15 protein-coding genes are annotated in these 14,450 nt (G+C 72.1%); 8 read left to right on the top strand and 7 right to left on the bottom strand.

The annotated features are described in order from the left end of the window. Complete coding sequence (locus IQ210_RS05870) at positions 1-840, bottom strand: helix-turn-helix transcriptional regulator (protein ID WP_194077765.1); 840 nt, start codon at positions 838-840, stop codon at positions 1-3. A 101-nt stretch (positions 841-941) separates the two neighbouring features. Between IQ210_RS05870 and IQ210_RS05865 the strand changes: the two genes are divergently transcribed. Both IQ210_RS05865 and IQ210_RS05860 read left to right on the top strand, forming a co-directional pair. Then, entirely contained in the window at positions 942-1,649 is a 708-nt protein-coding gene (locus tag IQ210_RS05865) for an SDR family oxidoreductase (RefSeq protein WP_194077764.1), read from the top strand. A gap of 19 nt (positions 1,650-1,668) precedes the next feature. Beyond that, positions 1,669-2,118, top strand: coding sequence for an RpiB/LacA/LacB family sugar-phosphate isomerase (locus tag IQ210_RS05860; protein ID WP_194077763.1), 450 nt, complete (start codon positions 1,669-1,671; stop codon positions 2,116-2,118). 47 nt (positions 2,119-2,165) lie between these two features. On the opposite strand, the gene ilvY is transcribed toward IQ210_RS05860, so the two are convergent. After that, positions 2,166-3,017, bottom strand: a complete 852-nt coding sequence (gene ilvY / locus IQ210_RS05855) for an HTH-type transcriptional activator IlvY (RefSeq protein WP_194077762.1) — start codon at positions 3,015-3,017, stop codon at positions 2,166-2,168. 88 nt (positions 3,018-3,105) lie between these two features. Between ilvY and IQ210_RS05850 the strand changes: the two genes are divergently transcribed. Beyond that, entirely contained in the window at positions 3,106-4,575 is a 1,470-nt protein-coding gene (locus IQ210_RS05850) for a ketol-acid reductoisomerase (RefSeq protein ID WP_194077761.1), read from the top strand. A gap of 12 nt (positions 4,576-4,587) precedes the next feature. Here IQ210_RS05850 and IQ210_RS05845 read toward each other — a convergent pair whose 3' ends face one another. From IQ210_RS05845 to IQ210_RS05825, 5 genes are read right to left on the bottom strand one after another with little or no spacing between them, the layout of a single operon-like run. Further along, positions 4,588-4,977, bottom strand: coding sequence for a tautomerase family protein (locus tag IQ210_RS05845; RefSeq protein ID WP_194077760.1), 390 nt, complete (start codon positions 4,975-4,977; stop codon positions 4,588-4,590). A 1-nt stretch (position 4,978) separates the two neighbouring features. Then, positions 4,979-5,170: a DUF1272 domain-containing protein gene (locus IQ210_RS05840; protein ID WP_194077759.1), complete on the bottom strand. Its 192-nt coding sequence runs from the start codon at positions 5,168-5,170 to the stop codon at positions 4,979-4,981. A gap of 40 nt (positions 5,171-5,210) precedes the next feature. Then, positions 5,211-6,122, bottom strand: a complete 912-nt coding sequence (locus IQ210_RS05835; protein WP_194077758.1) for a phosphotriesterase family protein — start codon at positions 6,120-6,122, stop codon at positions 5,211-5,213. Then, positions 6,119-6,703, bottom strand: coding sequence for a DUF4865 family protein (locus tag IQ210_RS05830; protein ID WP_194077757.1), 585 nt, complete (start codon positions 6,701-6,703; stop codon positions 6,119-6,121). Before IQ210_RS05830 ends, IQ210_RS05835 begins: the two co-directional genes overlap by 4 nt. A 16-nt stretch (positions 6,704-6,719) precedes the next feature. Continuing rightward, the gene (locus tag IQ210_RS05825) at positions 6,720-7,283 is read right to left on the bottom strand and encodes a TetR/AcrR family transcriptional regulator (RefSeq protein ID WP_228047059.1); all 564 of its coding nucleotides are present in this window, start codon (positions 7,281-7,283) and stop codon (positions 6,720-6,722) included. 178 nt (positions 7,284-7,461) lie between these two features. Here IQ210_RS05825 and IQ210_RS05820 point away from each other — a divergent pair, with 178 nt between their 5' ends. The 5 genes from IQ210_RS05820 to IQ210_RS05800 all read left to right on the top strand — a co-directional run bounded on the left by IQ210_RS05820 (position 7,462) and on the right by IQ210_RS05800 (position 14,316). Next, positions 7,462-7,743, top strand: a complete 282-nt coding sequence (locus IQ210_RS05820) for an SHOCT domain-containing protein (protein WP_194077755.1) — start codon at positions 7,462-7,464, stop codon at positions 7,741-7,743. Further along, positions 7,740-8,582, top strand: coding sequence for an ABC transporter ATP-binding protein (locus IQ210_RS05815; RefSeq protein WP_228047057.1), 843 nt, complete (start codon positions 7,740-7,742; stop codon positions 8,580-8,582). The genes IQ210_RS05820 and IQ210_RS05815 overlap by 4 nt, the downstream gene beginning before the upstream one ends. Continuing rightward, positions 8,579-11,140, top strand: coding sequence for an ABC transporter permease (locus IQ210_RS05810; RefSeq protein WP_194077754.1), 2,562 nt, complete (start codon positions 8,579-8,581; stop codon positions 11,138-11,140). The genes IQ210_RS05815 and IQ210_RS05810 overlap by 4 nt, the downstream gene beginning before the upstream one ends. A 187-nt stretch (positions 11,141-11,327) precedes the next feature. Further along, positions 11,328-12,404, top strand: coding sequence for a chorismate-binding protein (locus tag IQ210_RS05805; protein ID WP_194077750.1), 1,077 nt, complete (start codon positions 11,328-11,330; stop codon positions 12,402-12,404). Between the two features lie 154 nt (positions 12,405-12,558). After that, positions 12,559-14,316, top strand: a complete 1,758-nt coding sequence (locus IQ210_RS05800) for a BCCT family transporter (RefSeq protein WP_228047055.1) — start codon at positions 12,559-12,561, stop codon at positions 14,314-14,316. The last annotated feature ends 134 nt before the right edge of the window (positions 14,317-14,450 follow it).

Raw genomic sequence — 14,450 nt, 5'->3', positions numbered from 1 at the left:
CTAGCCCACCAGTGACTGCGTACCGAGGACGGAGAGCAGCGCCAGCTTCTCGGCCTCTTCGGTGCCCGGCTCCGCCGAATACACCAAGATGTGCAGGTCGTTGCCCTCCACCCGGAGCAGATCGCAGTCCAACGTCAGCAGCCCCACGTGGGGATGCTCGATCGTCTTGCGCGAACCCTCCAGCCGGCCGACGACCCCCGCGTCCCACAGTTCGCCGAACCGCTCACTGCCCGCCTTCAACTCCGCGACCAGCCGCCGCAGTTGCCGGTCGGCGGGATACCGGCCGTACGTCGCCCGCAGCTCCGCGACCATTCCGACCTCGAAGGCGCGCCGCTCCTCCGGGGTGTGCCGGACCCGGGTCGGCGCACCCATGAAGTTGCGCCACACCCCGTTGCGCTCGAAGCCGCGCAAGCCCGACTGATCGCCCATCAGCGCCGCGTACATCGGGTTGGCCATCAGCAGCGTCATCGCCGCGTCGGACACCCCGACCGGCGTGTCCACCAGCCGGTCCAGCAGCCGCTGCACGCTCGGCGTGAGATACCCGGGCACCGTCTCCGGCCCCGGCGGCACCAGCCCCGCCAGCCGGAACAGATACGCCCGCTCGTCCCCCGACAGGCGCAGCGCCCGGGCCAGTGCCTCGACGACCTGCCCGGACGGGTTCGCCGCCCGGCCCTGTTCGAGCCGGGTGACGTAGTCGACCGAGATCCCCGCCAGCAGCGCCAGCTCCTCGCGTCGCAGCCCCGCCGCCCGCCGCTGACCGCCGGCCGGCAGCCCCGCGGTCTGCGGCGCGACCCGGTCCCGCCAGCGGCGCAGCGCCTGCCCCAGTTCCGTCGTCGTCATTCCTCCAGTGAACCGCTTGGGTCAGGCCCGTGCCTGGTACTGCGAGTCCCAGGAAGAAGGGTCTTCTGGCTGTCCCGCAGCCCCGGCGGGACCGTGGAGCCATGACCACCACACTCATCACCGGAGCCAACAAGGGTCTCGGCCTCGAGACCGCCCGACAGCTCATCGCCGCAGGTCACACCGTCTACATCGGCGCCCGCGACACCGAACGCGGCCGCCGTGCCGCCGAACAGCTCGGCGCCCGCTTCGTCCAGCTCGACGTCACCGACGACGCCTCAGTCCAGGCCGCCGCGAAGACCGTCGAGGCCGAGGGCGGCCTGGACGTCCTGGTCAACAACGCCGGCATCGAGGTACGCGGCCCGGACAACGCCATCCCGACCGCCGCCGACACCACCGCCGACGAGATGCGCACGGTGTTCGAGACCAACGTCTTCGGCGTCGTCCGCGTCACCCACGCCTTCCTCCCGCTGCTCCAGCGGTCCACGGCGCCCGTCGTGGTGAACGTGAGCAGCGGCCTGGCCTCCCTGACCGGACTGTCGGACCCGGACTCGCCGGCCCACTTCTACCCGGCCATCGCCTACCCGTCCTCCAAGACCGCGGTCAACATGGTCACCGTGCAGTACGCGAAGGCGTTCCCCGGGATGCGGATCAACGCCGTCGAACCGGGCTTCACCGCGACGGACCTCAACGGCCGCACCGGCACCCAGAGCGTCGAGGAAGGCGCCGAGATCATCGTCCGCATGGCCCAGACACCCCCGGACGGCCCGACCGGCGGCTACTTCGACGCCAAGGGCTCCCTGCCCTGGTGAGCCGCGTAGGCTCGCGACCATGCGGATCTCAGTCTCCTCCGACATGGACGAACCCGTGGCGCGCGCCCTCGTCGCCGAGCTGCGAAGCCGCGGTCACGAGGTGACGACCCACGGCGCCCTCGAACCGGGCGCCGACCCCCAGTGGGCCGCGTGCTCGGAGGCGGCGGCCCGGGAGGTCGCCGCCGGGACGGCGGACCAGGCGGTCGTGTGCTGCTGGACCGGCACGGGCGCGTCGATCGCCGCGAACAAGGTCCCCGGCGTGCGGGCCGCCCTGTGCACCGACGCCTACACCGCGGACGGCGCCCGCCGCTGGAACGACGCCAACGTCCTCGCCCTCGGCCTGCGCCTGACGTCCGAGCCGTTGATGAAGGAGATCCTCGACGCGTGGTTCGCGGCCGAGGCGAGTGAGGACGCGGAGGACCGGGAGAACGTGGCCCACATCGGGCGCCTGGACCTCAGGGACCGGTGACCTACAAGGAGTCGTGAGCCTCGGTTGACCTCACGGACCGGTGACCTTCAAGGCGCCGTGAGGCTCCACAGCGCCGCCACCAGCGTCCTGCGCAGATCGGCCCGCCGTACGCACAACCCGATCGGGAACGCCTCGGGCGGCGGGTCCGCCGGCACCACCGCCAGCCGTTCCCGCACCGCACTGTGCTCCAGCACCAGCCGCGGCACCACCCCCGTACCGCAGCCGAGCGCGACCAGCGTCAACAGTCCTTCGTGGCCGTCCGGTTCGCAGGCGACCTCGGGCGTGGTGCCGCGGGCGCGGAACCAGCGGTCGGCGGCGTCCCGGACGAGCCCGCGGTGGGGGAGGACGAAGGGCCCGTCGAGGCCGGGGTCGGGCCGGTCCCGGGCGGTGACCAGGACCAGCTCGGTCACCGCGACCGTCCGCCCGACCAGCGGCTCCGGCAGCCGCGCCGGGATGCCCGCCACGGCGACGTCGACCTCGCCCTCGTCGAGCCGGGCCAGCGCCGCCGCCGCGTCGCCGGTGCGCAGGTCGAGCCGTACCTGGGGGTGGGCGACCCGGAACGGGGCCAACAGGTCGGGGAGCAGCGCCTGGCAGGCCGTCACCGTGGCGAACACGGCCAGCCGGCCGGTCAGTTCGGCCGGGTCGGGATGCTCCTCGCGGTAGGAGCGCCACAACTCCAGTGCCTGGACGGCGTATTCACGGAACCGGTGCCCTTCGGCCGTCAGCGACACCCCGCGCGGCCCCCGTTCGAACAGCCGGTGCCCCAGATCCGCCTCAAGCCGCTGCACGGTCCGCGTCAGCGTCGCCGGACTGACATGGCAATCCAGACTCGTCCGCCCGAAGTTCAGCGACTGCGCCAGATGCAGAAAAAGACGCAGCTCCCGATGGTCATCACGCACCAGCTCACCTGCACCTTTCATATCCCGCAAGAGGGCGCTGCACAGGTTGCGCTTGCCGCAACGCTCGCCCCGAGCCTACAACTCGACCATGACCTCGACCACGCACACCTCCCGTGTCTTCAGCCTCGAGACGATGGACGTGCCCGGCGGCACGGAGACCATCCTGCGCGGCGGCCGGCATCTGTTCCCGCTGCTGCCGCAGGCCTTCGCCGGCGTGCGCCGCATCGGTGTCCTCGGCTGGGGCCCGCAGGGCCGCGCCCAGGCCCTCAACCTGCGTGACTCCCTCGCCGGCACCGACATCACCGTGGCTGTGGGACTGCGCCCCGGATCGGCGTCGGTCGCCGACGCCCGTACCCACGGCTTCACCGAGGAGGACGGCACGCTCGGCGACTGGCTCGCCGTCGCCGCCGACAGTGACCTGGTGATCCTGCTGATCGCCGACGCGGCACTGGCCGCCCATCACACCGAGATCTTCGCGGTGTTGAAGCCGGGAGCCGCCATCGGCCTCTCGCACGGCTTCCTGCTCGGGCACCTCCGGGAGACCGGCGGCGACTTCCCGCCCGGGCACCCGGTGATCGCCGTCTGCCCCAAGGGCATGGGCGACTCCGTACGACGGCTGTACCGGCAGGGCGCGGAGATCAATGGTGCCGGGATCAACAGCAGTTACGCGGTCCACGCCGACCCGGACGGCCGGGCCGCCGACCTCGCCCTGGGCTGGTCGGTCGGGCTCGGGTCGCCGTACACCTTCCGCACCACCCTCGACAGCGAGTACCGCTCGGACATCGTGGGCGAACGCGCGATCCTGCTCGGCGCCGTCCACGGCATCGTCGAGACCCTGTTCACGCGCTACCGCCTCGCCGGGGACGACGAGGTGACGGCGTACGAACGCTCCTGCGAGAACGTGACCGGCCCGATCGCCCGCACGATCTCCCGGTCCGGGATGAGGGCGGTCCGCGAGGGTCTCACCCCGTCCGCGCGGGACGTCTTCGACCGCGCGTACACCGCGACATACGCCCCCGCCCGCGAGATCGTCGCCGAGATCTACGACGAGGTCGCCGACGGTACCGAGCTGCGCAGCGTGATCCTCGCCGAACGCCGCCTGGGCGCCCGCCCGATGAGCGAGATCGGCGGCTCCCCTATGTGGTCCGTCGCGGAGCGGGTGCGGGCGCGGCGCGGAACGCGTGAGCTGCCCGTCGACCCGTTCACGGCAGGTGTCTTCGTCGCCACCATGACCGCCCAGATCGACGAGTTCGCCGACCGCGGCCACCCCTGGTCCGAGATCGTCAACGAGTCCGTCATCGAGGCCGTCGACTCCCTGCTGCCCTACATGCACGCCCGCGACGTGGCCCACATGGTCGACAACTGCTCCCGCACGGCCCGCCTCGGCGCCCGCCGCTGGGGCCCCCGCTTCCAGGCCGCGTACGAGCAGATCGCCTACCCGGCAGCCGAACACCCGGCGGACAAGGCCCTGTTGGACGCCTTCGACACGCACCCCGCCCACGAGGCCCTGGCCGCAGCGGCGAAGCTGCGTCCGCCGGTGGACATCTCGGTGGCCTAGCCGACGCCCGGCTCAGTCGCCGGGCGCGTACTGCGCCACCCCGTGCCCGAGGGACCAGTCGATCGACGCGTTCTCGGTCACGGTCACGAACACGTTCCGTGGCTCGGTGCCCGCGTAGGCGTGGGCGAGTTCGGCGATACGGCGGTACAGGGCGCGGTTCCGGTCCGGGGTGCGCCCGGCGCGCATCGTGATCGCGACGTACACGATGCCCTCGTCGCGGCGCACCCCGAGGTAATCGCCGTAGCGCAGTGTGCTGTTGGCCCCGTCATGGCCGGTGAGCACCTGGAAGTGGTCCTCCGGCGGGATGCCGAGTGTCTCCACCAGGGCCTCGTGCACGGACCGGCCGAGCGCGTCGAGTCGCTCGGGGCCGGCGTTCAGGGCGTCGATCCGGACGAACGGCATGTCAGGCACTGTCCTTTCGGGCGGGGCGTGGTCTCGGGACCAGTTCGCCGCCGCAGTTCGGGCAGATGTTGCCCATGGCCTCGCTGCACGCGACGCAGAACGTGCACTCGTAGACGCAGATGCGCGCGGCGGCGTCCGGCGGCAGTGCGGCCGTCTCGCAGCGTTCGCAGCGGTCGCGCATTTCCAGTGCCATGTGCTTCCTCTCGGCGTCGGTCCGTGCCGATCATGCTCATTCACCGCCAGTCGACGGCGAAGGCCCGGCCGGGATTCACCGTCATCATGCGCTCCACCACCTCGGCACCGACGGCCGCCACCAGCCGCGGCCGCACCCGGCGCAGCAGATACGGCATCCCCGGCCCGCCGTCGACCGAGCGGGCCGCCGCGGTCGTCGTGTCGCCGCCCAGCAGCAGCCGGTCGCCGTACCCCGCCTCCGCCAGGGCCCGCACCGCGTCCGGCATCCGCCAGTCGGTGGCGTGGTGGGCGCGCGACGGCCCGTCGAAGGCGAGCCAGCAGCCGGAAGCCGCGGCCTGGAGCTGCGTGACGGGGTCGGGGGAGCGGTTGAGGTGCCCCAGGATCACCCGGTGCGGCGGCACGCCCGACTCCCCGCACAGGAGGTCCAGTACGTCCAGTGCGCCGGTGCCCAGTTCCAGGTGCACCGCGATCGGCGCCCCCGTCGCGTGGTGCGCCTCGGCCGCCGCCGACATCGTCCAGCGCGCGTGCGCGTCGAGCGCGTGGAAACCGCCCGCCACCTTGATCAGCCCGGCCCGCACCCCCGACGTGCCGATACCGCCGGTGAGTTCGGCGACGAAGAGCTCCGCGAGCCGGGCACCCCGCAGCTCCGCCAGGACCCGCTCGTCGTAGTGGACGGCCTGATGGAGCCCGGTCGCGGCGACCACGGCGACCCCCGTCTCCCGGGCCAGCGGCGGGAGATCGGCGGCCCGCCGCCCCAGGCCGTACGGCGTCCACTGCACCACCGCTCGGCCGCCCTCGGTCCGGAACGCGACCAGCTCGGCCCGTGCCGCGGACACGTCCCGCAGCTCCTGGCCGGGGAGTTGAGGGCTGCCGAAGAACAGGTGGTCGTGCGCGTCGCACACCCCGAGACCCGCGGGGTCCACGTCGCCGAGGACCGTGCGGACCGCGCTCACCACTGGCGTCCCCGGGCCAATCGTCCCAGGCCCGGCGCCGACAGGTGCAGGACCTGGAAGACATCGCCGTCCGCCTTGGGCGTCTCGTGCGCCCACAGCGAGAAGTGGACGAGCTCCCAGCGGGAGGTGTCGACGACGGCCGCCGCGAGCAGCGCCCCGTCCTCGCCCGCCAGCCGCCTCGCCTCATCCGCCGCGTCCGCCGTGAACGCGCCCAGCTCCACGCCGTCCGGCACGGGGCGGCGCCGCCGCACCGCGACTCGCGCGGGGGAGCCGACGGCGCCGCCCTCCTCGTACGCCAGACCGGTCCACTGCCGCACCGAGGGCCGCCCGAAGTCGTCGCTCAGCCCCTGGAAACCACCGCCCCAGAGGAAGGAGTTCATGCCCTCGACGGTGTTCCAGAGGTAGAACGGCGCGTACTGGTTCACGGGCGAGCCGTGAACGCCGCGCTCCCGCATCAGATACGCCTTCAGGCCCAGGCCCTTCCAGTCGTCGAGCAGATGTCCCTTGGCGGCGACGCGGGCCCGGATGACGTCCATGTCGTAGGCGGCGGGCAGCGTCAGCTCGTACTGCATGGCGTGCATGAAGAATGCCTCCCGGCTATCGCTGTCGAGGTGCGAGGAGCGACAGCAGCCCCCTGACACCCGCGTCGAACGCTCCCGGCGACCCGGACGCGCGGGCCAGGACGTAGCCGCCCTGGACGGTGGCGACGACGGTGGCCGCGATGGCCTCGCCGTCCAACGAGGGCGCGAACTGACCCTGTTCCTTGCCCTCTTCGACGATCCCGGCGATCCGTTCCCGGAGCCAGTCGAGCGTCTCGTCGACCGGCGCGCGCAGCTCCTCGCTCGCGACGACGTCCGGATCCATGGTCAGCCGGCCGACCGGGCAGCCGCGCAGGACCTCGCGCTCGCGCAGCAGATACGCCTCGATGCGCTCGTACGGCGTCCCCGGCCCGCCCAGTACTCCCTCCGCGGTAGCCCGCATCTCCTCGGCCGTCCGCCGGATCGCGGCCAGCGCGAGGTCGGGCTTGCCCTTGAAGTGGTGGTACATGCTGCCCTGCCCGGCGCCCGAGCGCTCCAGGATGGCCTTGGGGCTCGTGCCGACGTAGCCGCGTTCCCACAGCAGCTCGCGGGTGGACTCGATCAGTCGCTCCGGGGTGCTCATGAGCTCACTGTACATACTAGTAGTTACACAAGGCTAGGGGTCCAGGAAGCAGCCTGGAGCGTCCTGCCGTACTCCCCGGGAGGTACCCGCACTGCCGCTGGCTGTACGACGACCCGGACCCCAGGTCGAAGCCACTCTCGAGACATCACCGGAAACACCACTAGGGAGATGACCCGAGATGCAGACCCTGGCGCACTGGGACGGCGGGCCCGGCCCGTGGATCCTTCTCTTCCCGCTGATCTGGGCGGCCGTCGTCGTCGGCGCCGTCACCGTCCTGCGCCGCACGGTGTGGCGCGGCCGCGGCGGCCCCCGCCGGTTCGCCGTCGACGACAATTCGCCCCTCACCGTGCTCGGCCACCGCTTCGCCTCCGGCGAGATCGACGAGGACGAGTACTGGCGTCGGCTCTCCGTCCTGGACGAGCAGTTCGGCCGCCGGTCCGGCAAGGGCGGTGCGGCATGACCGTCACGACCGAGGTGCGCACCGCCGCACGCGTCGTCGACGCGGTCAAGGTGTACGGCGGTGGCGACACCGCCGTACGCGCCCTGGACGGCGTCAGCGTCGCCTTCCCCGCCGGCCGCTTCACCGCGATCATGGGGCCCTCGGGTTCCGGCAAGTCGACCCTCATGCACTGTGCGGCCGGTCTCGACACCCTCAGCGCGGGCGCCGCCTACATAGGCGACACCGAACTGGGCTCCCTGGACGACCGCCGCCTCACCCTCCTGCGCCGCGACCGGGTCGGTTTCGTCTTCCAGGCGTTCAACCTGGTGCCGACGCTGACCGTGAGGGAGAACATCACGCTCCCGCTCGACCTGGCCGGCCGCAAGGGCGACCAGGAGTGGGTCGAGGCCCTGATCGACGTCGTCGGTCTGCGCGACCGCCTGCACCACCGCCCCTCCGAGCTCTCCGGCGGGCAGCAGCAACGCGTCGCCGTGGCCAGGGCGTTCGCCGGGCAGCCGGACGTGGTGTTCGCCGACGAACCCACCGGCAACCTCGACTCCCGCTCCGGCGCGGAGGTCCTCGGCCTCCTCGGCCGCACGGTGCGCCACACGGCCCGCACGGTCGTCATGGTCACCCACGACCCGGTGGCCGCCGCCCACGCCGACGAGGTCGTCTTCCTCGCGGACGGGCGCCTGGTGGACCGTATGACCGCACCGACCGCCGAACGGGTCCTGGACCGCATGAAGGCCTTCGACGCGGGGACCTCCCAGGCCAAGGCCTTCGACGCGGGGACCTCCCAGGCCTCGCCGGCCAAGTCCTTTGGCGGCGGGACCTCCCCGGCCTCGGAGGTGTCGTCATGAACGCCGCCGTACGTCTGAGCGCCTCCTCCCTGCGCGCCCACAAGCGGCGTTTCGCCGGGACCTTCCTGGCCGTGTTCCTCGGCGTCGCCTTCCTGGCGGGCACCCTCGTCATGGGCGACACCCTGCGCGCCAGCTTCGACACGATGTTCGGGCGGGCCACCAGCGGCACGGACGCCGTGGTCCGCAGCGCCGACGCCATCACCACGCCCGGCGAGAGCCAGGGCGTACGGGCGCCGGTCCCGGTGGATCTCGTGGACGCCGTCGAGAAGGTCCCCGGCGTGGCCGCGGCCGCCCCCGACATCCAGGGCGCCGGCCAGCTCGTCGGCGCGGACGGAGAGCCCATCGGCGGCAAGGGCCCGCCCACCCTCGCGGGCAACTGGATCACGGACCCCGAACTCAACGCCTACCAACTGGCCGAGGGCCGAGCCCCCGCCAAGTCCGGCGAAGTCGTCATCGACCGGGGCACCGCCGAGCGGGGCGGCCTGCACCTCGGCGACACGACGACCCTGCGGACCCCCGACCCCGTGAAGGTGACCGTCGTCGGCCTGGCCACCTTCGGCGGTGAGGACGGCATGGCCCAGGTGACCTTCACCGGCATGACCCGGGCGGACGCCGAGAAGTACCTGACGGCCCGCCCGGGCGAGGCGTCGACCATCAAGGTCCGGGCCGCCCCCGGGGTGAGCCAGCAGGAGCTGGTGGACCGGCTGACTCCCGTGCTCCCCAAGGGAGTCGAGGCCATCACCGGCCAGGAGTCGGCCGAGGAGAACACCGAGATGATCTCCAGCCAGTTCCTGACCGTCTTCACCCTCTTCCTCCTCGTCTTCTCGGGCGTCGCCCTGCTGGTCGCGACGTTCTCCATCCACAACACCTTCGCGATCGTCGTCGCCCAACGCACCCGCGAGAACGCCCTGTTGCGCGCCCTCGGCGCCTCCCGGCGCCAGGTCACGGCGTCGACCCTCGTGGAGGCCACCGCGGTCGCGGTGACGGCCTCGCTCGCGGGGCTGGCGGGCGGCATCGGCATCGCCGCGGGTCTCCAGGCCCTGTTCCCGGCGATCGGATTCCCCTTCCCCGAGGGTGACTTGGTGGTCAGCGCGCTGTCCCTGCTGCTGCCGCTCGCCGTGGGCACCGTCGTCTGCCTCGGCTCCGCGCTGCTGCCCGCCGTCCGCGCGGGCCGTACGGCACCGATGGCGGCCCTGCGCGAGACGGCGGTCGACACCTCCGCCGCCTCCCGCGTCCGCGCCGTCACCGGTCTGGGTCTCGGCGCCCTCGCCCTGGGCCTGACGATCGGCGGCGTCCTGGTCACCCCGTCGCTGTGGCTCGCCGGCGCCGGAGCCGTGCTCGCCCTGGCGGCGTTCGTGGTGCTCGGCCCGGTCGCCTCCACCACGGCGGTACGTGTCCTCGGCGGCCCCCTCGACCGGCTGCGGGGCGTCACCGGCGGCCTCGCCCGCCGCAACGCCCTGCGCAGCCCCCGGCGGACGGCCGCGACCGCGAGCGCACTGATGATCGGCGTCGCCGTCGTGGCCCTGTTCACCGTCTTCGCCGCCTCGCTGAAGGCGACCATGGACCAGACGGTCTCGCGCTCCTTCGCGGGCGACGTGGCCGTGAGCACCCCGTCGTTCGGCGCCGGCGGCAGCGGACTGAGCCCCCGGCTGGCGGGTGCCGTGGCCGAGCTGCCCGAGGTGGACACCGCCGTGGGTCTCGGGCGCGGAGTCGCCGAAGTCGACGGCAAGGGACGGGCGTTGACCGTCACCGACCCGCTCGCCCTGGAGCGCACCTTCGACCTGGGCGACGTCCGGGGCTCCCTGGCCGGCCTCGGCACCGACGGCATCGCCGTCACCGAGAGCGAAGCCGACAAGCTGGGTCTGAAGACCGGCGACAAGGCCCGACTCACCTTCACCGACGGCGAGACGAAGACCTTCACGGTCCGTGCCGTCTACGGACGGTCCGAGCTGGCCGGGGACTACGTCATCACCCGCGCCGCCTGGGCACCGCACCGCACACAGGACTCCGACACCCTGCTCGCCGTGTCGTTCAAGGACGGCGTCAGCACAGACACCGGCAAGGCCGCCGTGGAGAAGGTGGCAGAGCGGTACGGCAGCCCCGAGGTGCAGACCCGGGACGAGTACGCGCAGTCGTCGGCGGGCGGCATCGACATGATGTTGACCCTCGTCTACGCGCTGCTGGCACTCGCCGTCCTCATCGCGCTGCTCGGCATCGCCAACACGCTGACCCTGGCGATCCACGAACGCACCCGCGAACTGGGCCTGTTGCGGGCGGTCGGGCAGACCCGCTCCCAACTGCGGGCCATGGTCCGCTGGGAGGCGGTCCTGGTCGCCGCGTTCGGCACCGTCGGCGGCCTCGGCCTCGGCGCCTTCCTGGGCTGGGTCCTGGTCAAGGCCTCCGACGGCGCGAGCGACAGCGCCTTCGCCTTCGCGATGCCGCCGACGCAACTGGCGATCGTGGCCCTGGTCGGCCTCGCGGCAGGCGCCCTGGCGGGCCTGCGCCCGGCCGGTCGGGCCGCCCGTCTGGACGTACTGCGAGCCATCGCCACGGAATGACGACGGCGAGCACCCCTCGCCGACCACCGCCCGCAGGGCGCCGAACCGGCGCTTCCTGCGGGCGCATCCGTTCCCGAGCCTTGACAGGCGCGGGCAAGGGAGCTTCTCTAAGGATGTTGCGTATAAAGATACTGTTGCTCAATAAGCAACATTCCTCGGTTCCCTGCGTCGCGGAGTAGCGCTACCGATGACCCCGTCGTACGGCCTCGCCCCGCTCGCCCGCTTCGGCGGCCTCCTCGCCACCGACCTCCGGGACGTGACCGGCGACCCAGCGGCCCTGGAATCCACCGGGTTCTGGGCCGTGGTCGCCGACTTCGAGGGCCGTCTGGTGTGTGCGCGCTTCGGGGACGTTCGGTATGCGCCCGTGCCCGCCGCCCGGGCCGCCGCGTGGCGCGGACCGGACCCGGACAGCTGGACTTCCTCCCTCGACCGCGCGGCCTACACCGCCGGAGTGCGACGCATCCGCGCTCACATCGCGGCCGGCGAGGTCTACCAGGCCAACCTCTGCCGGGTCCTGTCCGCGCCGCTGCCCGACCCGGAGCGCGCCGACGTCGACGCCCTCACCGCCCTGCTGGCGCACGGCAATCCGGCCCCGTACGCGGGCACCGTGCGCCTCCCCGCGCACGGCGTCCAGATCGCCACGGCCTCGCCCGAGCTCTTCCTGCGCCGCGTCGGCCGCACGGTGACGTCCGGCCCCATCAAGGGCACCGGCCGGACCGCCGCCGACCTCCTGGAGAAGGATCACGCCGAGAACGTGATGATCGTCGACCTGGTCCGCAACGACCTGGGACGCGTCTGCGCCACCGGCTCCGTCACCGTGCCCGACCTGTGCGCGGTCGAGGAACACCCCGGTCTGGTGCACCTGGTGTCGACCGTGCGCGGCGAGCTCGCCGAAGGCGCCGGATGGCCCGAGCTGCTCGCCGGGACCTTCCCGCCCGGCTCCGTCACCGGCGCCCCCAAGTCCAGCGCGCTGCGCGTCATCGCGGCCCTGGAGACCGCGCCCCGCGGCCCCTACTGCGGGGGCGTCGGCTGGGTCGACGCCGACCGCGGCACCGGCCAACTCGCCGTCGGCATCCGCACGTTCTGGATAGACACCGGCATTGACGGACCGTCACTGCGCTTCGGCACCGGCGCCGGGATCACCTGGGACTCCGACCCCGAGCGCGAATGGGCCGAGACGGAGCTGAAAGCCCGCCGGCTGCTCGCCCTGGCCTCGGGCGGTCTCCTGCCCGCCCTTTCCGACTCGTCGTGCGTCACCCCTTGACAGGCCTCCCGACGCTCCAGATGGTTGTTGCTCATAGCGAATGAGAATGCGCCATCCGCAACTCCGCATTCTGTCATTCGCAACTCTGTGGCGATGGTGGACGCCCCGCACCTCCCCGCGCCGACGATTTCCCACCGGTGGAAAGGACGCGTCGATGAACAAAACCCGCGACAGGAACGGGAGCCGCAGCCATCCCGTCCCAGCGGACCTGCCAGGAAGCCCGGCGGCATCCGACCGCCCGCGCACCGACCTGGTCGTCTTCGGCGTCGCCGCGGTCCTCACCCTCGCCTTCGTCGTGTGGGGCGCCGTGGCGACCGACTCGCTGGAGAGCGTGTCCGGGAAGCTGCTCGACGGGACCATCCGCAACGGCGGCTGGGCCTTCGTCCTCGCCGCCTCGGGCTTCGTCGTCTTCGCCCTCTGGCTGGCGATGAGCAAGTACGGGCGGATCACGCTGGGCAAGGAGGGCGAGCAGCCCGAGTTCCGCACGGTGTCCTGGATCGCCATGATGTTCAGCGCGGGCATGGGCATCGGCCTGATGTTCTACGGGGTGAGCGAACCGCTCTCCCACTTCGTCACGCCACCACCGGGCACCGACCCGGCGGACGCCGCCGAGGCCATGGAGACCGCCATGGCCACCACCCTCTTCCACTGGACGCTGCACCCCTGGGCGATGTACGCGGTCGTCGGCCTGGCCATCGCCTACAGCACCTTCCGGCGCGGCCGCCGGCAGCTGATCAGTGCCGTGTTCACGCCGCTGATCGGTGAGCGGCGCGCGAACGGCTGGGGCGGCCGGATCATCGACATCCTCGCCATCTTCGCCACCCTCTTCGGCTCCGCCGCCTCGCTCGGACTCGGCGCCCTCCAGATCGGCAGCGGCTTCACCGGCCTCGGCTGGCTGGGCTCCGTCGGCACCGGACTGCTGGTCGTCGTCATCGCGGTGCTCACCGTGGCGTTCGTCGCCTCGGCGGTGTCCGGGATCGAGAAGGGCATCCAGTGGCTGTCCAACATCAACATGGTGCTGGCGGTGACCCTGGCGGTCTTCGTGTTCGTCGTCGGCCCGACCATCTTCATCCTCGACCTGCTGCCCACTTCCATCGGCGCCTTCCTGGGCGACCTGACCCAGATGGCCGGGCGCACCGAGGCGTCCAGCGGTGAGGGCGTCGCGGACTGGCTGGCCGGCTGGACGGTCTTCTACTGGGCCTGGTGGATCTCCTGGACGCCCTTCGTCGGCATGTTCATCGCCCGCATCAGCCGCGGCCGCACCATCCGGCAGTTCGTCGGCGGCGTGATCCTGGTGCCCAGCAGCGTCAGCCTCCTGTGGTTCGCGATCTTCGGCGGCTCGGCGATGCATCTGCAGGACGAGAAGCGCCTCGGCGACGCCTCCACCGCCCAGGGCCAGCTCTTCGACGTGCTCCAGCAGTACCCGATCGCCACGGTCACGAGCATCGTCGTGATGATCCTGGTCGGCATCTTCTTCGTCTCCGGCGCCGACGCCGCGTCCATCGTGATGGGGACGCTCTCGCAGCGCGGCTCCCTGGAGCCGACCCGGGGTGTCGTGGTGTTCTGGGGCGTGCTGACCGGCGCGGTCGCCGCGGTCATGCTGCTCATCGGCGGCGGCAAGGGCGACGCGCTCACCGGCCTGCAGAACCTCACGATCCTCGCGGCCGCCCCCTTCACCCTGGTGATGGTCGGCCTGTGCGTCGCGCTGACCCGGGATCTGCGCCACGATCCGCTCATCATCCGCGGGCGGAGGGGCAAGGAGGCCATCGAGACGGCCGTCCTGACCGGGCACGAGAAGTACGACGGCGACTTCGAGCTCCGTATCGGCCCCGTGGCGTGCAACGACGGCGCGGAGGCCGCGGAGTCCGAGTCGGTCACCCCGCCCACCGACTCCACCTCCCCCGTCCACTGAACCTCGCGCTGCTTCCGGGGGTCGAGGAACCCTGTCGAGTTCCTTGACCCCCGGTCCGCGCTCCATGATGCTGTGTTGCGGCACATGAAATGTGTGCCGTAATGAGCAACATCAGATACAAGTCTCGATCACCC

The organism is Streptomyces justiciae, assembly GCF_015163075.1.
Taxonomy (GTDB): Bacteria; Actinomycetota; Actinomycetes; order Streptomycetales; family Streptomycetaceae; genus Streptomyces; species Streptomyces justiciae.
This window is presented reverse-complemented; position numbering and strand designations above follow the sequence as displayed.